The following is a 24470-nucleotide window of genomic DNA, read 5'->3' as shown; positions in this document are numbered from 1 at the left end:
TGTGAAAAGATGGATAAAATCAATCGAGAAGAATTAGTGCGACGCCACAACCCCGTTGTCAGGGGTTTTGACAAATTTGCCTCACTAACGGTGGGAAACGGGAATTACGCCTTCACCGTTGATGCAACCGGTCTGCAGTCATTTCCCGAGCTCTACGAGAATGGAGGAGTTGAGCTTGGTCATCAGTCCAATTGGGGCTGGCACACGTCTCCCAATCCACTGGGCTACGATGTGGAGAATTTTCCGAAAACTTACTATAACACGTTTAATGGGAGATCAGTCGGATTTCCCTATATGCCGCGCGAAGAGACCAGCGAGGAATACAGATGGCTGCGGATGAACCCCCACCGCCTGCATTTGGGAGCGGTTCAATTTCACCTTACACTACCTTCAGGCGAACCGGTAGTGCCAGAGAACTTACAGGAGATCGAACAAACACTGGACCTGTGGACAGGTGTGATCTCCAGCAGCTTCTCTTTATCCGGCGAAACTGCCTCTGTACTGACTTGCTGCCATCCGAATGAAGATACTCTAGCGATCCGGGTAAAATCTAGTCTCTTGTCGTCAGGTCAGCTAAGACTGGCCTTGCGCTTTCCCTATGGGTCAGCATCCTTCGGCGGGTCAGGTGCAGTTTGGGACCGTCCGGAAGCACACCGGACTGAGATCGTGGCATCAACAGACCACTCTGTCCGTTTAAGACGATCGTTGGATGAGGATGGCTATTTTGTCACCGCCGGGTGGTCAAATGGCACACTCGAATGCGATTCATCGGCCCCTCATCTCTTAACGCTTACTTCAGAGATTGACGAGGTAGAGTTTGTGATTCGTTACTCTAAAGAGGAACTGGCAGCTACACTTCCTGATTTCGAGGATGTCTTATCACGTTCTAAGAATCATTGGCCTGTTTTTTGGAACATCGGTGGGGCTGTAGAACTGGCCGGGAGTCAGGACGTTCGCGCCAGTGAGCTTGAACGGCGGATTGTGCTTTCGCAATATTTGACCGCCGTGCAGTCGTCCGGATCGCTTCCGCCTCAGGAGACGGGCTTGACGATGAACAGCTGGGCCGGTAAATTCCATCTCGAGATGCATTGGTGGCATTCCGTGCATTTTGCGCTATGGAACCGTCCTGAGCTGTTGGAGAATAACTTGGGCTGGTATCATACAATTCTCCACAAAGCGCAGGAGTTGGCTCATTCTCAAGGGTATGAGGGAGCTCGCTGGCCAAAGTGCGTAACGGAGGAGGGCATCAATGCGCCCTGCTTTATCGAGCCGTTTCTCATTTGGCAGCAGCCGCACCCGATCTACTTTGCTGAATTACTTTACTCTGTACGAAACAACCGTGATACGCTGGAAAGATATCAAGATATCGTATTCCAAAGTGCGGAGTTTATGGCTTCCTTTGCAGAATGGGATGACGAGGGTAAGCGTTATGTTTTGGGACCACCGCTTGCACCAGCGCAAGAGATCTATGATCAGGCCGTTACGATGAATCCGACCTTTGAGCTTGCTTACTGGGCTTTCGGCTTATACACGGCGATCCGTTGGAGGGAAAGGCTCGGCTTAACACGTGTAGAAAAATGGGATCGCGTGCTGGAACACCTGTCTCCGCTTCCCGTATCCGACGGTCTGTATGTAGCAGCCGAAACGGCTCCCGATACGTTCAGCAGCTTGGCTGGAATCGACGACCATCCGACGATGCTTGCTCCGTTTGGCATCTTGCCCGGTTTGATGACAGATACGGAAACCATGCGGCGAACACTGAAGGAAGTCATCCGAGTCTGGCATTGGAAGGATACGTGGGGCTGGGACTATCCGATGATGGCGATGACGGCAGCAAGGCTTGGAGAAGGCGAGCTTGCCGTCGATCTTCTCCTGATCGATCAGACGAAGAATACCTATTTGCCGAACGGCCATAACTTTCAGACCAGCAGGCTGCCGATCTATCTGCCCGGCAATGGTGGCTTATTGACGGCTGTTGCCATGATGGCAGGCGGTTGGTTGGGGGAGGACGATACGGCCGCACCAGGATTTCCACAGGATGGGACATGGACGGTCCGCTGCGAGGGAATTAATAAAATGCTTTAAGTTAGAATTTCAGATCTAACAGGTTATGGTCCTTTAACCGCAATTTACGAAACTTGGTCAAGGAACTCGGTTCAATCACTGCTTCTTCAGGCGAATGTAACTAAGTAAGCTTGGTATAGGAAAACTCAAAAAACGGAGAACGCGTCGTATACGCGGCTCCGTTTTTTAGTGATTTCAGTCTTTTGTCATTTTAGGTGCTATGATCCGGCAGCAATGAGCTGACAATCAAAGATAACGTCTGCTTATATACCGTATAGGCTGCTTGTACATCTCCCAAGTGCCCACCCATGTACAGATGAATAGCGCCGTGGAGCGAGGCCCAGCATATACGCACAACAGATTCGGCATCATAATGGGCTGGAATCAGTCCTTGCTCTTGCGCTTTGCTAATCGCCATTACAAATTGCCTCATGGCTGTTAAAGTGCCATGCATGCTTTCTTCATCCGGTTTGAAATCGGCAAAGGCTCCTCCGAACATCAACTTATAATAACCGGAGTAATGCTGCCCGAATTGCCAAAAGGCTTCGCCTAAATTCAGTAAGTGCTGTACGGGATCATTCGTCTGCGGCGTCCCCTCGAACTCGTTAGCGAGAAGCTTACAACCTTCCAAGTACAACTGCTGTGCCAAACCCTCTTTATTGACAAACAAGCTATAAATAATTTTTGTAGAGCAATCCATTTCCTGGGCTACTCTACGTACCGTAACGGCTTCCGGGCCCTCTTCTTGCAAGAGCGTTGCCGCCACATCAACAACCAGCTTGCGGAGATTTTCATTATTTTGCAAGCGAGCTTCTTTGTAGGTTTTCAATATTCGTGTGTTCGTATTGGAAGGGATATTTTGGTCGCTCATACTCATCACCTTAGGTTATCGTGTTTTTGTCAGGAAACAAAGTTTCTGACTCTCTTACCAGAAATTCTAAACAGTTGTTAGAGAGATGTCAATGAGACCGAGAATGTGGGAAAAGCGCATGTTGACTTTCCCAAAAAGGCAGGTTACAATGAATCTCAAATGAAACACTGTTACCTAAAAGGTATGTCGATTCTTAACTTCCCTTGGGAATTGGGGAGTACTTCTGACTAACTGGTAACATTGTTTCTAAATTATAACGTAGTAACTAAAAGGAGAGTAGAGTTATGACAATTCAAGGGAAATGGGCGCTTGTCACGGGAGCTTCTTCCGGTATTGGAGAGCAATTCGCTAGACAACTGGCCAAACAAGGCAGCCACTTGGTACTCGTGGCTAGATCAACGAGTAAGCTTGAGAGCCTGGCAGATGAGCTTAGAAAGAAGTATGGCATCAAAGCCGAGGTTATCTCTATGGATCTGTCGAAAGAGGGCGCACCCAGCGAGTTATATCGGCAATGTGAACTTTTGAAAGTGGATATCGAACTGCTAATCAATAATGCAGGCTTTGCTACACATGGTTTGTTCGAGCAAGTGTCAGGTGAGCGTCAACATGAAGAAGTTATGCTCAATGTCGCTGCTGTTGTAGATATGACGCACTTGTTCTTGCCAAACATGTTGCGCAAAAACTCAGGAGCAGTTATTAATGTGGCTTCAACCGCCGGATTTCAACCGCTTCCCTTTATGGCAGTATATGGGGCGACGAAAGCTTTCGTCCTGTCGTTTACGCAAGCGTTATGGTGGGAAAACCGCGACCGCGGTATCAAATTCTTCGCACTTTGTCCCGGTTCGACGGACACCAGCTTCTTTAATGTTGTAGGAACGGAAGAAGCCTCTGTCGGAAAGAAAGATACGCCGGAAAGAGTCGTAGAGGTTGCACTTCGTGCGTTAAAGGAAGGGAAAATATACGTCGTTCCGGGTGTGCAGAATTATATCGGGGCGCAGTTATCGCGATTCATGACACGCAAGCAAGGTCTTCGACTTGTTGGAGGCATGCTTCGTCCACGCGGAGGATCCGGCAATAATAATAATTATAAGAATACAAGTAATCAATCTGATCTTGCAGGGAGGACAATTCGATGAAAGCAATACAACTGACAAATGGCTTCGGCTTTGAGGAACTGACCTTGGTGGAACACGACATACCAACGCCGGGTCCGCAGGAGGTGCTGATCCGCATGAGGGCAGCTTCTCTTAATTACCGGGATCTAGTGATCCTCAACGGATTAATGCCGATTGAAATCAAATTCCCCTTCATTCCATTATCAGACGGAGCGGGAGAAATTGTAGCCGTTGGCCAAGGAGTAACAAGGTTTCAGGTCGGACACCGAGTAGCGGGTAATTTGCAACAGCGATTTATTGCCGGCAACCCAAGACCGGGGGTATTAGAAGACAGTCTGGGAGGTCCGCTGAACGGAGTAGCGGCTGAGTACGTCGTTCTACATGAAGACGGAATCGTCCATATTCCCGATCACCTCTCTTATGAGGAGGCCTCCACCTTGCCGATAGCAGCATTGACCGCATGGAGCATGCTAATCGAATACGGTGGTTTGCAAGCGGGGGATACCGTGCTGCTGCAAGGAACAGGCGGGGTTTCTATCTTCGGGCTTCAATTCGCTCTTATGGCTGGAGCACGAGCCATCATCACATCGAGCAGCAACGCCAAGCTGGAACGAGCAAAAGCTCTCGGCGCATGGCAAACGATCAACTATTCGGAAGTTCCCGATTGGGATAAGGCAGCGTTAGAACTGACTGGCGGCGTCGATCACGTTCTGGATGTTGGAGGAGCGGCTACGATGGTAAAATCCATAAATGCGCTTCGCATTGGAGGGACCTTGAGTATGGTCGGGTTCTTATCGGGCTTGACCATTCCGGATTACGATGTCACCGGCATCTTGCAGAAAGCCGCAACGATTCGCGGCAGTCAAGTCGGGAACCGGGATCACTTTGAAAAGATGAATCGAGCAATTGCCCATCATCGTTTACATCCCGTCATCGACCGTGTATTCCCTTTGGAGCGAATTAGAGAAGCATACGCGCTCATAGCTGAAGGAAAGCAATATTTCGGTAAAATCGTAGTCCAAATTTAAAATCTCACTTACATGCTGTAGGAGGCGCCATAGAATGTCCAAAACACCAGTTCGCTCCGTTAAATTAATTGAAGGAGTGAATCAACCTAAAGGCTCACCACGTATATTACGCAGATTGGGGCTGTCGCTGCTTGCGGTGCTCCTCCTTGGAGTCATCGTTTTCTTGCTTATTCCTTCACCCATCGCACCAGTAAAATGGTTAGCGCCGACGGCTCCCTCTTTTCAGGAAGCGGGACCTTGGAAACAGAACAACAAACTTAGCGCTGCTCAGCTAATCACAGATGCCCCCCAATTTCCGGAATTCATTACATTCGATAAAGATGGTCAACTATATACAGGAGATTCGGACGGGAAGATTTATAAGGTTCCTTTCGATGCAGAGGGCAATCCGCAAAAGGCCCTGATGTTTGCAAATACGAAGGGAACGCCCAATGGGCTTAAATTCGACGCCAAAGGCGATTTGATCGTTACGGATATCAAGAGGGGACTGCTGTCTATAAACCCATCCGGGAGTATAGAAGTATTGGCCGATCAAGTGGACGGCAAGCCGATCTATTTAGCTAACGAGCTTGATATTGCCCGGGACGGATCCATTTATTTTTCCGATACCTCGAATTATGGACGCGTGACATTCAGAGAAATTGCCGAGAACAAACCGCATGGACGTTTGCTGAAGTACGATCCAATGACCAAACAGACAACAGTTCTGCTGGAAGGCCTCTATTTTGCGAACGGGGTTGCCTTGTCTGCGGATGAAGATTTTGTGCTTGTGGCGGAATCCTATCATTATCAGTTGACTAGGTACTGGCTTAAGGGACCAAAGAAGGGGACATCTGATATTTTCGTGGACAATCTCGCAGGCTTTCCAGACAATATTACACGTGATGAGAAAGGCCATTTCTGGGTCGGGATCTTCACGACTCGCATTTCTTTTGTAGATCAGATGCATCGCAGCCCGTGGTTGGCCGGTATTATGGCCAAATTTCCGGAGTCGCTGCTTAGCGGTGCAAGCGCACCAGCGAAGCATGGGCTTGCTGTGGAGCTCAGTTCGCAAGGGCAGCTTATTGAAAGCTGGCACGATCCGGAAGGCTCACTGTATGGTGTAACTACGGCTGCGAGCCATAACGGATATTTATATATAGGAACGGCGCCTGGAGGTAGCCGAGGTGTCCGTCGCGTGCTTCTAACCAAATGATGTTGGAATGGGAGAGTGCGAAAAATCCGCTCGACGGAGGAACGGTGAAATATTACGCTGGAGGCACCTATCAGGAGAAAACGCAGAACACGGGCTTGACGGAGACGGTTGTATTTCAGTAGTACAAATCGAAACTTTTATTTGAATCTTGAAACAATAGCCCGCATCCAATTGGATGCGGGCTGCAACGTTTGCGCTGAGGTAGTTGGAGTCGTCAAGTTCATGCGACACTTCTACCCCTTCGGTTCTTTATTCCGATAATGCTGAGGTGCGACACCTGCGATCTTTTTAAACATCCTGCTGAAGTAAAAAGGATCTGGATAGCCGACTTCATCGGCAATTTCCTGAACACTTTTAGCTGTATTGCGCAGCAAGTGTTTGGCACGTTGGGTTCTTAGCTGATGGATGTAGTTGTGGATGTTCGTTCCCGTATATTTTTTAAACACCTGACACAGATATTCGTATTTTCGATCCAGTATCCGCTCTAGCGTTTCTTTGGAAATGTCCGACTCATAAAAATTGTTCAAATGGTTGACTAGCTCGCGGAATGTGAGGTAAGAAGTGGGGAAAGCCGTGTCCAAATGGCTTTGCTTTAGAAAATTATTCGCCATAAGCCGGAGTATTTCGCCAAGCAATAGGGTGGCATGAAATCGAAAATAGCCCTGCGGTTGTTTCATAGTCTCCACTAGCTCTTCAAACAAGCCGAGAAGCTTATAACGCTCTAAGGAACGAAACTGACGTGGCACGACAAGTAAATCCTCATGAAGGATTTCTGTGGTTCTAAGCTCCGTCCGTTCGGCATGGACAATATTAAGCTCGGATGCCCGATCCAGTACGAATTCATTAAGGCTGGGATCACAGGAAAATTGCACCCAAAAAAATTGGCCCTGTCGTTCATTGAGATTCCATCCGGAATGTGTCTCCCAAGGCATCATAAGCAGTGACTCGCCAGCTTGCAAGGTCATACGCGTTTCGTCAGTCTGCAAATGCACCGTTCCGTCGGCAATGACGATTAGCTCGTAATAGGGATTGTGATGCTGGCCGAAGAAATGGCGGTTATTCGCATCAAAAAGGTCCGCCTATTTGACGTCCAGCGTGGATAATCGAGAAAGAGAGTAGTGCATGGCATGACATCCCCCGATGTTTTTTCTTTTGAAAACAAAACTATGTACATGGCACTATGAAGGAACGGCTCCTATACTAAAGTCATCACCATTATATCAAACAACGGAGGTTTTCACATTGCATACAAGTATTTTGAATGAACAAGAATACTATCGCATCGTATACGGGGGATGGCTGGGGAAAAATATCGGGGGGACGCTTGGGGCACCAGTCGAAGGTAAGAAAGAGCTGCTTGAATTGACCTTTTATCCGGAGCTGCCGGACGGTCCACTAGAGAACGATGACTTGGATCTGCAATTGGTGTGGCTGCACGCCTTAGAGCAATATGGTTCGGGATTGACTGCCCGCGAGCTTGGGCAAGAATGGTTGGAGCATATCTTTTTCCCGTTTGATGAATATGGTTATGCCCTGACGAATCTCCGTAGAGGTCTTCTCCCGCCGGTTGCCGGTTGGTTCAACAATCCATTCAATAACTGTATGGGCTCACCAATTCGTTCCGAAATTTGGGCAATGGTGGCACCTGGAGCGCCGAAAACTGCGGCTCACTATGCGTATCGTGATGCGATTGTAGACCATGCCGGAGGGGAAGGGGTCTATGGTGAGATGTTTTTTACTGCTTTGGAAAGCGCTATTTTCTTTGAGAAAGACCGGTCTCGGTTGATCGAGATTGGAATGAACTATATTCCTGAGAATTGCCGCACCGCCAAAGCGCTGAAAGATCTGCTCCGTTGGCATCAGGAAGGGAAGAGCTGGACAGAAACGCGTATGCTCATTCTGGAGCACCATGGCAGCGACAACTTTACAGATGCTCCGCAAAATATTGCATTTACGATCCTCGGATGGTTGTATGGTGAAGATTTTGAAGACGCCATATTGAAAGCCGTCAACTGCGGTTACGATACGGATTGTACCGCAGCAACGCTGGGTGCGATATTGGGAATGCTGCTTGGACCGGAAGGCTTGCCTGACAAATGGGTGAAGCCGGTTGGTGACCGAGTCGTTGTCAGTCCTCCAATCAAAGGATTCCCAGCACCTAAGAACTTGGATGAGCTGACCCGCCGCACGATCCGCATGGGCAAACAGATTCTTGCCGCTTGGGATACGGGGATTTTGGTGCATCCCGACCTTCCTACTTCTTGGAACCGATCGGTGGCTGAGGGAGAAGCGGATGAAACGATAAGGGAGCTTTGGGAGAGAAAGGTAACGTCCAATCTTTACTTGCTGCCGCAGGGAACGCAAAGCTGTCCGGAAGCCGAGTTAGAAATCGATTTCGGACTTGATGGCCCAGCCATCGGAGCGAGTCAAAGGAAGGCACTGCAGTTTACACTGACGAACCGTTCACTTACTCCATTGTATGGAAACATTGCATTGGAGCTGCCTTCAGGATGGGAGGGACCGAAAACGCTTGAGATTAGCCTGCTGCCAAACGAATCCTTCCGGTGGGATACGGAAATTCTGGCTGGAGCGGTTGAAGCTGCATGGCATGAGCTAGCTTTTCGCTGGACGCGAACTCATGACCATGCGGTATGGGCCGTTCAGAAAGTACCTTTCACATTAGTCAGCTCATCCAAATGGATCGTCTGGGGACCAGAAAGCAGCGTGGGAAAAGAGATTTATGTCCCAGGGAATCGAGTGGAATGGGAGAAGGTTCTTGGGTTAAATTCTGTTGGTTTGATGGCAGACGGTATGTACCGGGCACAAACGATACTCACCAACCCGATCGAACGCAAGCTTCGACTCATTGCAGCTGCGAATAGTCCCGTTACGCTGAAGTTGAACGGACAGATTGTGATTGCGTGCAAAGAAACGTTGGAATTCATGCCGGCGTATCATCGTGCCCCTGATCAACAATCGGTGGAGTTAACTTTATCAGCCGGAACTCATTTAATGGAAGTGGAAGCTTTCAGAGATGGCTCTCCTCTTGAGGTGTATATCTTGCCGGTTGCACTTAAAGACACAACATCACCTGGTCCTTACTATTACTACACGGATATACTGTTGGGGTGAAGTATGAGAATCGATGCGCATCAGCATTATTGGCAAACAGCGCGTGGAGACTACGGTTGGCTGACTCCGGAACAGGGAATTTTATATGCGGACTATATGCCGGAGCAGCTGCATGAAATTCTGGCAGGTTATGGCTTCGAACGTACGATTGTCGTGCAAGCTGCGCCCACGCTGGAAGAGACTGAATTCATGCTGTCACTATATGAAAAGTATGACAGCATTGCCGGGGTGGTCGGCTGGCTGGATCTGAGTTCGCCGGAGTTTGGGGAGCAATATGCCAAATTCCGCAAGCACAAAGGCTTTGTCGGTTTTCGACCGATGCTGCAGAACTTTCTTTGTAATTTATTTTCATAAGAGAAACCAGCAAACCTTTGAGCTTGAGGTTGCTGGTTTTTTGTGTGTTTTATTGCGCAAGCCATTCTTGATATCACCTAAATATGAGGAGTGAAAGCCTCTAGGATGCCTATAAAAGTTGTAAAGAAATTGAAAGTCAGTACACGAGCATTTTGAAATCTTTCTATGAATGGGATCGCTTACAATAGCCGTACCAAATATAAGGAAGATAATGGAGGGCGTATGAGGAAGAAATTTGTATTCATTTCCGCCGGATCGGCAGCAGTGGTGCTCGTTGGAGTCGGATTGGCATTCATGCTGACGAAACCGCAAGTCAAAGAAGTATCGAATTCTGGTATGACGATTAACTACAACAGTATTCCCAATTATTACACAGAAAAATTTCGTCCGCAGTATCATTTATCCCCTGTATCGGGCAACATGAGCGATCCGAATGGGATGGTCTATTTTGAGGGTGAATATCACCAGTTCTATCAAAATAGTGGTCAATGGGGGCATGCTGTAAGTAAAGATCTGATTCATTGGGAGCACCTTCCTGTTGCGATTACTCGCGACTCTCTGGGTGACATTTGGTCCGGCAGCACGGTTGTAGACGAGAAGGATACGAGTGGATTTTTTGGCGGAAAGTCAGGTTTGGTAGCGATATTCACCCATTTTAAAAACGGCCCCCTGTCGCAGTCGCAGAGCATTGCCTACAGTTCGGATAAGGGAAGGACTTGGACCAAATATGCGGGCAATCCGGTTATTCCGAATCCGGGTCTGAAGGATTTCAGAGACCCGAAAGTACGTTGGTACGAGCCGACCCACTCTTGGGTGATGATCGTTTCCGTAGATAACCGAGTACGCTTCTATACGTCACCAGATCTGAAAAGTTGGGAGATGACAGGCGAATTCGGTCAGGATCAAGGTTCTCATGCAGCAGTCTGGGAGTGTCCTGATTTATTCGAGCTGCCTGTTGAAGGTACCAACAAGAAAAAGTGGGTACTTACCGTCAGCATAGGCAGCAACGACTCGACAAAGGGTTCAACCGCTCAATATTTCGTCGGTTCCTTCGACGGAAAAACATTCAAGAACGACAATAAGCCATCAGATGCGCTGTGGACGGATTACGGTAAGGATTTCTACGCTGCGGTATCCTATTCGGATATTCCGCTTGAAGACGGACGCAGAATCTGGGTGGGGTGGATGTCCAATTGGCGCTATCCGTTCGCCATGCCTACCGGTCAATGGAAGGGCAATATGTCCATCAACCGTGAGCTGAAGCTTAGAGATATTCCAGGACAGGGCTTGCGCATGGTCCAATTGCCGGTCAAAGAACTAGATGCTTTACGAGGCAAGCCGACGATCGTATCGAAGAAGCAATTGACACCAGGAGCGGGTAATCCATTTGCGGGAATGAAGGGCACTTCCTACGAGCTGGATAGTGAAATTACCGTGCAAATGGATGCTGCTTTCAATTTGAAGCTAAGAAAGGGAAGTAAGCAGGAGACCGTTATTCACTATGATGCCAAAACCTCACAGCTTTCATTAGACCGGGCGGAATCCGGGATTACCTCGTTCGAGAAAGGATTCGCGGAGAAAATGTCGGCTCCGTTTCCGTTGAAGGACAACAAGATCAAGCTTCGTATCTATGTAGACGAATCCAGCGTTGAAGTGTTTGCTGGCGATGGCGAGGCCGTGATTTCTTCGATCATTTTCCCTGATCCTACAAGCAATGGTCTGGAACTGGAGGCGACCGACGGTACGATCATCTTGAATCATGCTGATGTGTATCCGCTGCGGACGATATGGCGCGATGAAGATCCGAACGGCCGGAAGCCGCTGCGGATTGCATTTAACAAAGGCATACTTAATCTTCCTGTTGGAGGCACAGAGCAAATCGAAGCATCAGTTATACCGTTAAGTTCCCTGCAGACATTGAAGTGGGAGTCCAGCGATACTTCAGTTGCAACAGTGAAAGCCACATCAGCTGGTGCTGAGGTAACTGGCGTGAAAGATGGGGACGCCGAGATCAAAGCAATCAGTCAGGATGGCAGCGTAGTGTCAAGCATCAATGTGTATGTCACCCATAAAGCCAAACCTTAGAATATTGCAAATGATAAACTGAGCATTTTGAAATTAGTCTAAGGCCTTTTTTGATATATTCGAAATGCAAACGCTTTCCATAAAGAAATCAAGATGTCGCATTCATGGGGGTCTACGGTGAATAGAAGATGGATTGGATTTACGGTTATTATCACAATGGCGTTGCTGCTGGTTCCAACTGCTGCGATTCTTTCCTATGCGGAGCAAGCGCCAACGTCAGCGAAAACATATGCCTACACGGATGCTCCAAGACCGGAGGGAGGGATTCTCATTTCTGCGAAGGACTATCTGAAGGACAGCGGAGCCGCAGTTCGTATTCTTCCTGAATGGAAGGGTCGCAAGGACGTACTGGAATGGAAGGAAGGCGGTGCCGCTGCATGGGAATTCTCGGTGCCTGAGGACAATACATTCGAGTTAATGGCAGGTTATTTCCCAATTGAAGGCAGTGGTCAAGACGTGGAATTTCAAATGACGCTTGATGGCAAAACGCTTACGTCGAATGATACGCCTCTGAAGCTGAGTCGTGCATGGCGTGATGAGGAGGGACCGCTGAAAACCAATAACGGCAACGACCTGCGGCCCAAGCAAACGGAAGCCGGCATTTGGCTGAATACGAAGATTGAGAATCCAGATAACCTTGCCGCAGCGCCATTGCAGCTTGATTTGAAGGCGGGGAAGCATCTACTGCGACTTGAAAGCACAAGAGAAGGCGCTGTGCTCGACTACATGGCGCTGCAAAAGGTGCAAATGCCCCAAACCTATGAACAATACCGTGCTAGTCAAGGCGCTGAGGCGGTCAACACTCAGTCTTTACATGAAATTACCGCCACCATTCAAGCGGAGCAAACCTATTTGAAATCGGAATCAAGCATATTCCCGACAACCGATCGCACGAGCCCGCTGACAACGCCTTATCATCCGACCAAACTTAAAATGAACACGGTTGGCGGAGAGGGTTGGGACATGACGGGCCAATGGGTTTCATGGAAGGTGGATGTTCCTGAAGATGGATGGTACAAAATCGGTCTGCGGTACCATCAGCAGAAGCTGAAAGGAGCGTTCGTCTCCCGGAACATTTACCTTGACGGTTCCATTCCTTTCCGTGAAATGGAGAACGTCCGGTTCCCTTATCTGTTGGATTGGGCAGTGAAGGAGTTAGGCGAAGAGACCGGTAAGCCCTACTTATTCCATCTGACGAAAGGCGTTCATGAACTCAAGATGGAAGTGACGCTCGGTGATTTGGCTCCATCGCTGACTAAGGTCCAGAACATCGTCTACGAGCTAAACAGTTTGTATCGCAAAATATTGATGATTACTGGCGGAAAGCCTGATGCTTACCGGGATTACGAGCTTCAAAAAAGCATTCCTGATTTATTGCCTACTTTGGAAGCGCTACAAAAAGAAATGAAGTTGCAGTCCGATTTGCTCGAGAAGCTAACTGGGCAGCAAAATTCGGGTTCCCGGGCATTGAAAGTGCTGCTGAGTCAAATGGCGAGCTTTCAGGATCGTCCGGATCAGATTCCGGTCCGACTTGAAAGTTTGAAGAACAATTCGACGGCGTTGGCCGACTGGATGCTGGAAGTGAGATATCAGCCGCTAGAGCTGGATTACCTCTATGCAGCCGGGGCAGACGCTGAGCGGCCTAAGGCTGAGGCTACCCTGTTGCAAAAAAGCATCCATGAAATCAGAGCATTCGCAGGATCATTCTTTGAAAATTATGACAACATCGGTCAAGACGAGAGTGGCAGCAGCGATCACACGATTAATGTATGGGTCGGTCTTGGCAGAGATCAAGCGTATGTTGTCAAGCGACTGATCGATGAATCTTTTACACCAGAAACAGGTATACACGTTAATTTGAATCTGGTCAAAAAATCGCTGGTCGTTGCGACGATGGCCAATCAAGGACCTGACATCAACTTGTTCACCAGAAGGGGCGAAGCGATGGATTTGGCCATCCGCGGGGCGTTAAGTCCGCTGGATACGCTCACTGGCTTCAATGATGTCCAAAAACAATACATGAGGGCAGCATTTGTGCCTTATGAATACCAGGGACACACCTATGCAATTCCCGATGAGCAGGATTTCTTCATGATGTTTTACCGCAAGGATATATTGAAAGATCTCGGTCTGAACCCGCCTCAAACCTGGGAGGAACTGCTAAAGATCGCTCCAAAGCTGCAAAATAACAATCTGCAGGTCGGACTTCCCTATGAGAACCTGGATGCTCAGCAGCTCAAGGACCGTGGTATTGGCATGTTGAATCTGTTCCCCAGCTTACTGATGCAAAATGGGGTTAGCGTATACAACGCAGCGCACGACGGAACCAATTTTGATCAACCTGCAGCCTACCAAGCTTTCAAGCAATGGACGGATTTCTATAAGCTTTACAATTATCCGCTCTACAAGAATGATTTCTTCCGATTCCGAACCGGAGAAATGCCGCTGCTCGTCTCTTCTTACAAGCTGTATAACCAGCTCAAGGTAGCGGCCCCGGAAATAGCGGGCCAGTGGAAAATGATGGAGATTCCAGGTATGAAGCAGCCAGATGGCACCATTAAGCATACGTCCGGAGCGACTGGAACGTCAGGTATCATACTCAAAACTGCCAAGGATCAAGAAGCGGCGTGGGCCTTCATGAAGTGGTGGAACAGAGCGGACATTCAAGGCAGCTTCTCCAGGGAACTGGAGAATGAAACCGGGATGTTCGAGCGCAGAACACCAGCCAATCAGGAAGCCTTGCGCTTAACGAACTGGAGTACGAAGGAGCAGGCTCTACTATCCGAACAATGGAAGCAAGTCGAAGAAATTCCCGAACTGCCCGGAAGTTACTTTACTTCACGCAATATTGACAACGCATTCCGAAGAGTCATTTTGGAGTGGGAGAATGAGCGGGAAAGCCTCTACTATTGGAATAAACAAATCAATGAAGAAATTAAACGTAAGCGTTTCGAGTTTGGAGTGAAATCATGAAGATGAACCTGACGACGACTTTTAAGAAACATAGAGAAAGCTATCTGCTGATGTTGCCGTATATGATCTTTTTCATCTTGTTCACGATTCTTCCTGTTATTCTGTCGATGGCTCTTGGCTTCACTTACTTCAATATGATTGAACCTCCGAGATTTATTGGATGGTACAACTACATTCGGATGTTTCTGGACGACGATGTCTTCATCATTGCTGTAAAAAATACACTCTTATTCGCTTTTGTTACCGGACCTATCGGCTATTTTCTTAGTTTCCTGGTGGCTTGGATGATCAATGACATGTCCAGAACAATGAGATCTGTTGCCACGACAATTTTCTATTTGCCAGCTATTGCTGGTGCCTCTGTGTATCCGATGTGGTTTCTGATCTTTAGTCCTGATGAGTATGGGTATGTGAACTCGTTCTTGATTAAATATGGGTTTATCAACGACCCGATCGCTTGGCTCCTGGATCCTAAGTATATGATAGCGGTGCTTATGTTTATTCAGCTGTGGATGAGTCTTGGGATCAGCTTCCTTGCTTTCATAGCTGGATTGCAGACGATCGATAGAAGCTTGTACGAAGCTGGCATGATGGACGGAATCAAGAATCGATTTCAAGAGCTTTGGTATATTACGCTTCCGTCCATGATCCCGCAGCTTGTGTTCGGTGTCGTGATGCAGATTATTACGGCATTCAGCGTCGGGGACGTGTCGATTAATTTAGCCGGGTTTCCAAGTACGGAATATAAAGCAGAGACGATGGTTACCCACCTGATGGATTACGGTTCCATCCGTTACGAAATGGGCTATGCATCGGCTATCGCTGTCGTCCTGTTCCTTATGATGGTGCTTTCAAACCGGCTTGCTACGAAATTGCTGGGTAAAGTGGGCACGTAACAACAATGATTGAAAGGAGGATCTACATTGGTGATCAATTTAAAAAGTAAAACAGGCGACAAGGCGCGCCGTTCCATGATTGGCAACATGATGGTGTATGGATTGATCGGCTTGCTTGCTTGCGTCTCGATGCTCCCATTGGTCTATGCACTGGTCAACTCGTTGAAGCCGATTGATGAGCTGCTGCAATTTCCGCCTCGATTCATCGTTGTGAGACCGACGCTCGACAGCTATAAGGATTTGTTTCAGCTCGTCTCCAGCTTATGGGTACCATTATCCCGATACATGTTTAATACATTGTTCGTGACAATGCTGGGAACATTAGGCCATGTGTTGTTCGCATCAATGGCTGCTTATCCGCTGGCTAAGCACGGTTTTCCCGGAAAAAAGCCGCTGTTTGCGGCCATTGTCATGGCGTTAATGTTCGTTCCTTCCGTTACGTTTATGCCGCTTTTTATTCTTATGACGAAGTTGAACTTGGTGAATACGTACTGGGCTTTAATCTTTCCTTGGGTGGGGTCATCACTGGGGCTCTTCCTAATGAAGCAGTTTATTGAACAGATTCCTGATCAAATCCTGGAAGCTGCGCGCATCGATGGCTCGAGCGAGTTTCGGACTTTTTTTACGATTATTCTGCCGAATGCTTTGCCGGCCATTATGACCGTGATCCTCTTCCAGTTTAACCAAATGTGGAACTACACGCAGTCTGATCTCGTTTTTAGCGAATCGCTGAAGATGGTGCGAACGGCTTTTGAACAAATTGCCCAAGAGAATTCGATTGTGAGAATGGGACCGGGTTCTGCTGCTACAGTCATGCTCATGCTGCCGCCGATTTTGTTATTCGTATTGCTCCAGCGCAAAGTTGTGGAAACCATGACGTTCGCCGGGATCAAATGACAGGAGGAGCTATGAAAATGAGGAACTTTATAGCCGCAGTTGCTGCATGTCTCTTACTAGCTCTGAATCCTGTCCGAACCTATGCGGAAGGTCCTTATCAAGCTTATGTTTACGATGAGTGGGACCATGCAAAAGCTGCGCCCAACAGCTATTTGCCTAGTGGCGTGTACTCGGGTCTTGACAGCGGCGTCGGTTCTTTCAATGATCCGCAGGATTTATTTGTAGACAGCAAAGGATTCGTCTACGTTGCTGATACAGGCAACAACAGGATTGTAAAACTGAATGATCAGTTTCAGAAGGTGGACATTATCGACAAGCTGATGTGGAACGGAAAGGAGACCGCCTTGTCTGGTCCTAGCGGTATATTCATGGGGGCAGACGGTCTCCTCGTTATTGCTGATAAAGGGAATGGGCGGGTACTTCTTGTTAATAGCAGCAAACAGGTACAGCTCGTGATTGAGAAACCAAGTCATCCGCTGATCCCCAAGGAGTTCAAGTTCAAACCTATCAAGGTTTCGGCTGATGAAGCAGGGCGCATCTATGTGTTGTCAGAGGGACAATTCTTTGGGCTCATGCAATTCGACAGCACGGGACAATTTACTGGATATTTTGGAAGTAACAAAGTGGAGGTCACACCGGCGGTTGTTCTGGAAAAGTTCTGGAAAAGCATGTTGACGAAGGACCAAAGGGACTCCATGGCCAAATTGCTGCCGATTGAATACTCGAACATGGACCTTGGACCCGATGGATTCGTTTACACGACGACGATTGTCTCTGAGAATTCAAGGGAAGAGATCAAGAAGTTAAACCCACTCGGCAACAATGTATTGGTAGGGAAAAAGGGAGCGCTGGATTTTGGAGATAAGGAAATTCCCATGAAGAAATCCGTTAAGCAGGATACAGCTTTCGTTGATCTTGCGGTCGATCGCGATGGCATCATTGCTGGTCTGGACCGGACTCGCGGTCGTGTCTTCGAATATGATCAGGATGGCAATCTCCTTGCGGTATTTGGCGCGCTCGGGAACCAGCAAGGGACGTTTCTTCAACCAAATGCCGTCGCTTTTCTGAACGATTCCATTCTGGTGCTGGATTCCGGCAAACGAAACATCACTCAATTCGCCTTGACTGAATACGGCCGTCAGGTTCGTAAGGCGGTCATTCTCTACAACCAGGGTCTGTACGAAGAAGCAGCGAGCATCTGGCGAAATGTAGCGAAGCGGAATATGCACAGCGATATAGCTAATGTTGGGATTGCCAAATCATTAGAAAAGAATGGTGATTACGAGAGCGCGCTTTATTACTATAAGCAGGGAGCCGACAGAGCGGGATTTTCCAATAACTTTTCACAAATGCGCATCGCAGCGGTACGTATGAATTTGCCGCTTGTGATGTCTCTCCTCGCTGCGTCAGTCGTTGGTTTGTATAGTTACCGAGCGTTCCGCTTGGTGTATACCCATAGAGGAAGGAGGAAGCGGATGTGAATATCGCGACCCTATATCGGCGAGGCATCAAGTTGAATCCCGCTAAGCAAGGAAGCAAATTGAATCCCTTTAACACTCTGTTTCATCCTTTCGATAGCTTCTACGCTGTCAAGGAAGAAGGAAAAGGTTCATTGTTTGCAGTCGCTGTGATCGTGCTTGTTTTCTTCCTCTCCTCCATATTTGAAAGGCAAAACACAGGTTACGCATTCAATATGAATAACCTGGATGAGCTGAATGTTTGGCTGGTTGCGTCCAAGACGATTGCGCTTTATGCACTGTGGGTGCTTAGTAACTGGGTGGTCGCAACCTGGATGGATGGAGAGGGGAAAGCCTCCCACATCATGATCGTCAGTGCTTATGCCATCATGCCTTATGTCATCTCGCTCATCGTCACTACTTTGCTTAGTAATATCATGCTGGTGGAAGAAGGCGTCTTTCTTCATTACATAACGGTTTTGGCGATTCTATGGAGCAGCGTGCTGATGTTGATTGGTCTGTTGACCGTTCATGATTACGGTTTTGTCAGAAACCTGCAATCGATTGCGCTTACGCTTGCTGCAATGGCAATCATTGTATTTTTGGTTATCTTATTCTACACCTTGTTTCAACAGGCATACGTCTTTGTGACGACAATCTATAACGAAGTCTTGTTCCGTCTTTAATCAAATGAATGAAGGCTGCTCAAAGATATTAGAGAGGAAGGGCACAGTATGAAATTAAGGTTATTGGTGACCGTCCTTACGGTTTGCGCTCTCGCCCTAACCTCTTCCCATACGCTATATGGCGAATCAAGCCTATCTAAGCAGACAGATCAGGAGTCTGCTCCGGTCGCTGAGCCATCCAGATCAGCTGTCACAGCGGGCTTCGTGCGTACAGCGCAGAATAGTAAGCTTGCACTCGACTTCAATTCGGAAACGGCTGAGGTTGCGGTAACCGATTTGTCCTCCGGCTTCGTCTGGCGAAGCAATCCGGAGGATCGGGCTAATGACACGATGGCCAAGGGTGTTAAAAAGATGGATCTCAATGCCCAGTTGCTGGTCGACTACATCGATCAGCTTAATAAACCATTTCAGCTTAACAGCTTTGTCGGGAGTGTTCAGGAGAAAACCTTCACCTGGAAGCAAATTCAGGGGGGGGTTGAAGTTATCTACGATTTTAAGAAAGCAGGACTCTCGATCCCATTACGGTATACACTGCGAGATGATGCTTTGGTAGCGACGATTGACACGGAACGAATAGAGCAGCGGGATAAGTTTCGTATTGTGAATCTCAGTTTGCTACCTTTCTTCGGTGCAGGCAGCCTAAAGGATAACGGGTATTTGTTCGTACCTGACGGCAGCGGAGCATTAATTAACTTTAATAATAACAAGACCTTATACAAGAGCTACAACGAGCGTGTATACGGTAGAGACCAGGCACTCTCCACGACCGAGCAGACGAATGTAAAAGAAGATATCCGCCTGCCCGTATTCGGTCTAAAGAATAAGGACAGCGCTTTTCTCGCCGTCATTCATCAAGGAGCTTACCAAGCCGGCATCACGGCTGAGGTCAGCGGTAAGAACAATCCATACAATTCGGTGTTCAGTTATTTAAATATGACGGAATTTGAAACCAATGTATTGATGGAAGGCAGTCCTAATGAGAAGCAGGTTGTTAGAGCTTCCGCATCGGATGCGGGACATCAGCCTTTGGAACTCAGATACTATTTCCTGAGCGGCGCCAAAGCGGATTACTCGGGCATGGCGGAACGCTATCGGAAGTATTTGGTGGAAGATCAAGGCGTGAAGCCAATGTCTTCAACAGATTTAAAGGGTATTAACCCACAGACGGATCAAATCCCATTGCTGGTGGATTTCCTGGGAGGCATCAAAAAACGCACTACCTTTCTTGGAATTCCTTACCAAACTGTAGAACCGCTTACCTCCTTTAACGACGTTCGCACCGCAGCCAATCAATTAAAGGATAACGGTATGGATAACCTGCATATCCGCTACGAAGGTTGGTTAAGCGGTGGCATGAAGGATAAAATTCCGGTGAGTGTGGACGCAGAGAGTAAGCTAGGCGGTAATCAGGGCTTCAAGTCTCTGCTAAAGGATTTGGAGCAGAAAAACATAGCTTTCTACCCTGCCATCGATCCTGTCTTTTATTACAAAGGTGGAAATGGGTTCTACAAATTCTTTGATGTTAGCAAAAGCATTACAAGGGCACCTGCGCTCATGTATAAGTACAGCACTAGCACTGGTGTGAAGAATACATCGGTGGAGCCTTGGTACCTGCTTAAGCCGGAATCCGTGAAGCAAGCGTTGGAACGATTCAGTGCTTCGGCAGCCAAAAATGGCGTGAAAAGAATTGCGATGCAAAGCATCGGTTCTACCCTATATTCAGACTTCAGACGCGACATGTTAGCCAAGAACAGCACCGGTCAACTGTGGAAGGAGGGGCTCCAAGCAGCATCTTCCCAAATAGGAGGAATTATGTTTGATCACGCGGATGCCTATGCATTCCCTTTCGCAGAAAGCGTAACCGATGTGCCACTGTCTGCAAGCGATTTTGACAGCGAAGACGGATCCATTCCTTTTTACAGCATGGCTGTCAGCGGGTTGATCCCAGCGTTCTCTGAGCCGATTAATTTGTCTAGCAATCCTGAACAATATGTACTCAAGCTGATCGAGACGGGTACCTATCCCTCGTACCGATTTATCGGCGAGGATGGCAACAAGCTGAAGGGCACAGACGATGACGACTTGTTCAGCGCAGAATTTCATCAATGGCAAGACGACGTACGCAAGCAATTCGAGCAAATCAACAAGGCACTCATGCCTGTCCGAGGGCAAGTGATTAGCCATCATGATCGAATAGCAAAAGGGGTATACCGCACGACATATGGGAACGGTAAGTCGGTTCTGATCAACTACACAGACAAATCAGTGACCGTTGGTCAGGATTATATAGAAGCGAATGGTTATTTACTGCAATAAGGAGGATACGTATGATCCGCAGTCTGAAAGCGATGCCTTATACGAGAAAAAAACAACTATACGGATTCCTATTCGTGCTCCCGTGGATCATTGGATTTATTGTCTTCTTTGCGGATCCTCTGCTGACATCTTTCAAGTATTCTTTTCAGAATCTGGAGATGACGCCAGAGGGACTGAAGGGTACCTTCATCGGACTCGACAATTTCCGGTATGCCATATTCAAGGATCCTGAATTTATCCGCAAAGCAGCAGACTCTTTTATCAATATCCTTTATGGCGTGCCGCTCATTCTCGTGTACAGCCTGTTCGTATCGGTGCTGCTGAAAAACAAATTTAGGGGAAGAGGTCTTATGCGAGCGATCTCTTTCCTCCCGGTTATTATCGCCTCCGGCGTATTGATGGAGATTCTGAAGGAAGACGTCTTCTCACAGGGAATACGGGGCAACGTACAAAGCGTCTATCTATTCGGCGGTGGAGGTATTAACGGGATACTGACAGAGCTTGGTCTAGGACCCAAGCTGATCGATGTCATTAATAACGTCATCAGCCGTATTTTCGATCTCACATGGCGTTCCGGTGTTCAGGTCCTGCTATTTCTAGCTGGTCTTCATGCGATTCCAGGACATTTGTATGAAGCATCCTCCATCGAAGGAGCGAGATCATGGGAGCAATTCTGGAAAATTACGCTGCCAATGCTGACACCCATGATGCTCCTCAATGTGGTGTATACCATCATTGATACATTCACGGATTACGGCAACGCGGTTGTGTTGATGATATACAATACCGCATTTTCTCAGGTCCGTTTTGGCTACAGCAGTGCTCTTGCCTGGTTATATTGTCTGGGAATTGCCATTTTTCTTGGTATTGTCTATACGCTGCTAAAGAAAAGAATTATTTATTTAGAGGATTAAACGGAAAGCGGTGAACGAACTTGAGTTTACGGAATTATGTACCTAGGACGAAACAATTGCGCAAGCTGACGGTTGCATTCCTGCGTTTCGCCGTCTTGGCTTTGCTTGCCTATCAGCTTCTTTACCCACTGCTTTATATGCTCAGCATGTCGCTGAGAGTGCCAGCAGAATCAATGGATCCCAGTGTCATCTGGATACCTAAGACACTTACGCTCAGCAACTTTAAAGATACGCTGCGAGTCATGGATTTCTGGGGCGCATTTAAGAACAGTTTATTCATTGGAGGCGGAAGCGGTCTGCTGGATGTGCTGGCCTGTGCATTCGTGGCGTACGGCTTCGCCCGATTTCAGTTTCCTTTCTCTAACTTCTTGTTCTCCCTAGTGCTGCTGACATTGATTGTACCGGTTCAAACCATCATTCTCCCTTTGTATGCAGATATGAAATATTTCGATGCTTTCGGAATCATGAAGCTGCTGCATGCGGTAACAGGAGGCCCTGAGCATGTTAGCTTGGTAGGCAATTATTTTGCCTTCTACTTACCTTCCATGTTCGGCATGGGGCTTCGCTCTGGCCTATACATCTTTATTTTTCGGCAGTTTTTCAAAGGGATGCCCGTTGAACTGGAAGATGCTGCTTATGTGGACGGGTATGGTCCTTTCAAAACCTTCTTCCGCATCATGCTGCCGAACGCCAAAAATGCCATTATTACGGTCTTTCTGTTCTCCTTCGTCTGGCACTGGAACGAATTTTACTTATCCAATCTTTTTCTTGGCAATTTGAAAAAGAATTTCGCGATCGCTCTATCTTCGCTACGGGTTGATCTACAATCCGTCGTTAATGTGCAGACGATCAGCGATCCGCTTGTGATTATGACCCGCATTCAAGCCGGTGCGCTGCTCTCTATTTTACCGCTGATTGTTCTGTTCTTGATCACGCAGAAGTATTTTACTGACAGTATTGAGCATGTAGGTATTAAGTAAGTCAGAGGGAAAAAGCCGTATGAAAGGTGGCGATGCTTAGCAGGCTACGACATTAATCGGTTGTGTGAAGTTGGTTGTGAATGTTTTTCAAGGGTGTCATTACATTTTATTAGGAGGTTTTTATCAATGAAGAAAACTCACAAATCTAAAGCGGTTGCATTCATGAGCGTATCCGTGCTGGCTATGATGGCAACGGGTTGCGGGGAAGCAAGCACCCCGGCAAGTAAAGAAACATCTGCTCCTGCCGCAAGCGCAGCTGCTCCTAACACACCTGCTGCAAGCAAGGCGCCTAAAGACGGCAATATTACGATCTTGTATCACACAACGAAGGAAAAATATGCAGAAGACAAGAAAAATAATCCGAATGCTTATGATGCCGTATGGGAAACTATTCCGCAATTCGAGAAAGCTTACGGTGGTAAAGTTACAGTTGTTGCCGTTCCTTGGGGTGATCAGAAATCAACATTAATCTCCATGGTTAACGCCGGCGATCGTGTGGATGTGGCGCAAGCCAATGACCAGAATTTCCCGGTATATCCGCTTAAAAAAATTGTGCAGCCGATCAATAAATATATTGATTTGAGCGGACCCACATGGAATAAGGCTGTAACTAAAACATTTACTTTCGGTGGAAATCCTTATGCGGCTGGGGCTACAGCGGCTCCAATTGTGATCTACTATAACAAGACCATGTTCAAGAACAACGGTGTAAAAACGCCGACTGAATATTTGAATGAAGGCAACTGGACATGGGAAACATTCCGTAAAGTGGCCAAAGATTTAACGGTAGATACGAACGGTGACAACAAGCCTGATCAATTTGGCTTTGGCTGGTGGGATGCTGGCTATCCTCTTTTCGTTGGCTCCAACGGCAAGACGCTGCTTAACTTTAGTGATGACGGCAAAATCTCAACCAATTACGATTCCGATAACGTAAAAGAAGCTATCCAATTCACACAAGATGCGCTTCTCAAGGATAAATTCGTCGATAAAGACAAAGAAGGCGACTATTTCATCGGTGAATTCAAGAACGGCAAACTGGCAATGACCGCAGAGTATGGTTTGTCAGGCTTCACGGCTTTCAAAAGCGACTATGAGCTTGACTTCGTTCCAGTTCCTACAGGACCAAAAGGTACGAAGGATGTAGGACCAGGCGGATTGTCCGGGTGGGCAATTCCAACGGCCTCCAAAAATCCAGAAGGCGCAGCGGCTTTCATTACGATGGCGGCAGAAAATGAACTGAAAGTAGCGACAGATGCGAATGTAAAAGCCTACGGCAAAGATAAGGTTGACCAAATCAACAAATTGGTAGACAAAATTTTGTTCACGCCGATCGGTGTGGAAAAATACTGGGACGCTAATGGAGCTGTACTGACAGGCATTAAAGATGGTTCTCCGGTAGGGACTTTCTCCGCCAATGCGAAGAACATTTTAGAAGAAGGTATTAAGATAACACTTACACAGTAATAGATTCACGATGAAGAATGGGAATGGTCTCCTTTTAGAC

General features: G+C 47.6%; 19 protein-coding genes and 1 pseudogene. 17 read left to right on the top strand and 3 right to left on the bottom strand.

The features are described 5' to 3' along the window. The first annotated feature begins 9 nt into the window (after window positions 1–9). On the top strand, window positions 10–2085 hold the full coding sequence (locus AC58P7_RS24945) for a glycoside hydrolase family 65 (protein ID WP_497347754.1): 2076 nt from the start codon (window positions 10–12) through the stop codon (window positions 2083–2085). Window positions 2086–2275: 190 nt separating this feature from the next. Here the strand turns inward: AC58P7_RS24945 and AC58P7_RS24940 are convergent, their stop codons facing one another. Continuing rightward, window positions 2276–2935, bottom strand: coding sequence for a TetR/AcrR family transcriptional regulator (locus AC58P7_RS24940; protein WP_497347752.1), 660 nt, complete (start codon window positions 2933–2935; stop codon window positions 2276–2278). Between the two features lie 284 nt (window positions 2936–3219). Between AC58P7_RS24940 and AC58P7_RS24935 the strand changes: the two genes are divergently transcribed. Genes AC58P7_RS24935 through AC58P7_RS24920 form a run of 4 tightly spaced genes read left to right on the top strand, consistent with a single transcriptional unit; the run spans window position 3220 to window position 6395 of the window. Beyond that, the gene (locus tag AC58P7_RS24935) at window positions 3220–4071 is read left to right on the top strand and encodes an SDR family NAD(P)-dependent oxidoreductase (RefSeq protein ID WP_497347750.1); all 852 of its coding nucleotides are present in this window, start codon (window positions 3220–3222) and stop codon (window positions 4069–4071) included. Further along, window positions 4068–5078: a zinc-dependent alcohol dehydrogenase family protein gene (locus AC58P7_RS24930; protein ID WP_497347748.1), complete on the top strand. Its 1011-nt coding sequence runs from the start codon at window positions 4068–4070 to the stop codon at window positions 5076–5078. The genes AC58P7_RS24935 and AC58P7_RS24930 overlap by 4 nt, the downstream gene beginning before the upstream one ends. 34 nt (window positions 5079–5112) lie before the next feature. Beyond that, a complete protein-coding gene (locus tag AC58P7_RS24925; RefSeq protein WP_497347746.1) occupies window positions 5113–6273 on the top strand; it encodes an SMP-30/gluconolactonase/LRE family protein in 1161 nt (386 codons plus the stop codon). Continuing rightward, entirely contained in the window at window positions 6270–6395 is a 126-nt protein-coding gene (locus AC58P7_RS24920; RefSeq protein ID WP_497347744.1) for a hypothetical protein, read from the top strand. The genes AC58P7_RS24925 and AC58P7_RS24920 overlap by 4 nt, the downstream gene beginning before the upstream one ends. A gap of 111 nt (window positions 6396–6506) precedes the next feature. Here the strand turns inward: AC58P7_RS24920 and AC58P7_RS24915 are convergent, their stop codons facing one another. Both AC58P7_RS24915 and AC58P7_RS24910 read right to left on the bottom strand, forming a co-directional pair. Next, window positions 6507–7145, bottom strand: a complete 639-nt coding sequence (locus AC58P7_RS24915) for a helix-turn-helix transcriptional regulator (RefSeq protein WP_497347846.1) — start codon at window positions 7143–7145, stop codon at window positions 6507–6509. After that, window positions 7140–7319 (bottom strand): annotated as a pseudogene (locus tag AC58P7_RS24910) (cupin domain-containing protein); the annotation flags it as partial. The gene AC58P7_RS24915 and the pseudogene AC58P7_RS24910, both read right to left, overlap by 6 nt. A 196-nt stretch (window positions 7320–7515) precedes the next feature. Between AC58P7_RS24910 and AC58P7_RS24905 the strand changes: the two are divergent. The 12 genes from AC58P7_RS24905 to AC58P7_RS24850 all read left to right on the top strand — a co-directional run bounded on the left by AC58P7_RS24905 (window position 7516) and on the right by AC58P7_RS24850 (window position 24430). Next, window positions 7516–9405, top strand: a complete 1890-nt coding sequence (locus tag AC58P7_RS24905) for an ADP-ribosylglycohydrolase family protein (RefSeq protein WP_497347742.1) — start codon at window positions 7516–7518, stop codon at window positions 9403–9405. A gap of 3 nt (window positions 9406–9408) precedes the next feature. Beyond that, window positions 9409–9759: an amidohydrolase family protein gene (locus AC58P7_RS24900; RefSeq protein WP_497347740.1), complete on the top strand. Its 351-nt coding sequence runs from the start codon at window positions 9409–9411 to the stop codon at window positions 9757–9759. A 222-nt stretch (window positions 9760–9981) separates the two neighbouring features. After that, on the top strand, window positions 9982–11844 hold the full coding sequence (locus AC58P7_RS24895) for a GH32 C-terminal domain-containing protein (protein WP_497347738.1): 1863 nt from the start codon (window positions 9982–9984) through the stop codon (window positions 11842–11844). Window positions 11845–11961: 117 nt separating this feature from the next. Then, on the top strand, window positions 11962–14817 hold the full coding sequence (locus AC58P7_RS24890; protein WP_497347737.1) for an extracellular solute-binding protein: 2856 nt from the start codon (window positions 11962–11964) through the stop codon (window positions 14815–14817). Continuing rightward, on the top strand, window positions 14814–15713 hold the full coding sequence (locus AC58P7_RS24885; protein ID WP_497347735.1) for a carbohydrate ABC transporter permease: 900 nt from the start codon (window positions 14814–14816) through the stop codon (window positions 15711–15713). Before AC58P7_RS24890 ends, AC58P7_RS24885 begins: the two co-directional genes overlap by 4 nt. A 30-nt stretch (window positions 15714–15743) precedes the next feature. Then, entirely contained in the window at window positions 15744–16610 is an 867-nt protein-coding gene (locus tag AC58P7_RS24880; RefSeq protein WP_497347733.1) for a carbohydrate ABC transporter permease, read from the top strand. Window positions 16611–16627: 17 nt separating this feature from the next. After that, window positions 16628–18091, top strand: coding sequence for a hypothetical protein (locus AC58P7_RS24875; protein ID WP_497347731.1), 1464 nt, complete (start codon window positions 16628–16630; stop codon window positions 18089–18091). After that, window positions 18088–18753 (top strand): Yip1 family protein, encoded by a 666-nt coding sequence (locus tag AC58P7_RS24870; protein ID WP_497347730.1) that lies wholly within the window; start codon window positions 18088–18090, stop codon window positions 18751–18753. The genes AC58P7_RS24875 and AC58P7_RS24870 overlap by 4 nt, the downstream gene beginning before the upstream one ends. Window positions 18754–18801: 48 nt before the next feature. Then, on the top strand, window positions 18802–21069 hold the full coding sequence (locus tag AC58P7_RS24865; RefSeq protein ID WP_497347728.1) for a DUF5696 domain-containing protein: 2268 nt from the start codon (window positions 18802–18804) through the stop codon (window positions 21067–21069). Window positions 21070–21080: 11 nt separating this feature from the next. Further along, window positions 21081–21983, top strand: a complete 903-nt coding sequence (locus tag AC58P7_RS24860; protein ID WP_497347726.1) for a carbohydrate ABC transporter permease — start codon at window positions 21081–21083, stop codon at window positions 21981–21983. Between the two features lie 20 nt (window positions 21984–22003). Beyond that, entirely contained in the window at window positions 22004–22963 is a 960-nt protein-coding gene (locus AC58P7_RS24855) for a carbohydrate ABC transporter permease (RefSeq protein ID WP_497347724.1), read from the top strand. Window positions 22964–23089: 126 nt separating this feature from the next. Continuing rightward, complete coding sequence (locus AC58P7_RS24850; RefSeq protein WP_497347722.1) at window positions 23090–24430, top strand: ABC transporter substrate-binding protein; 1341 nt, start codon at window positions 23090–23092, stop codon at window positions 24428–24430. The last annotated feature ends 40 nt before the right edge of the window (window positions 24431–24470 follow it).

This window comes from Paenibacillus sp. J22FR5 (genome assembly GCF_059691975.1).
Note: the sequence above shows the minus strand (reverse complement) of the source record. Positions and strands in the feature narration are given on the sequence as shown.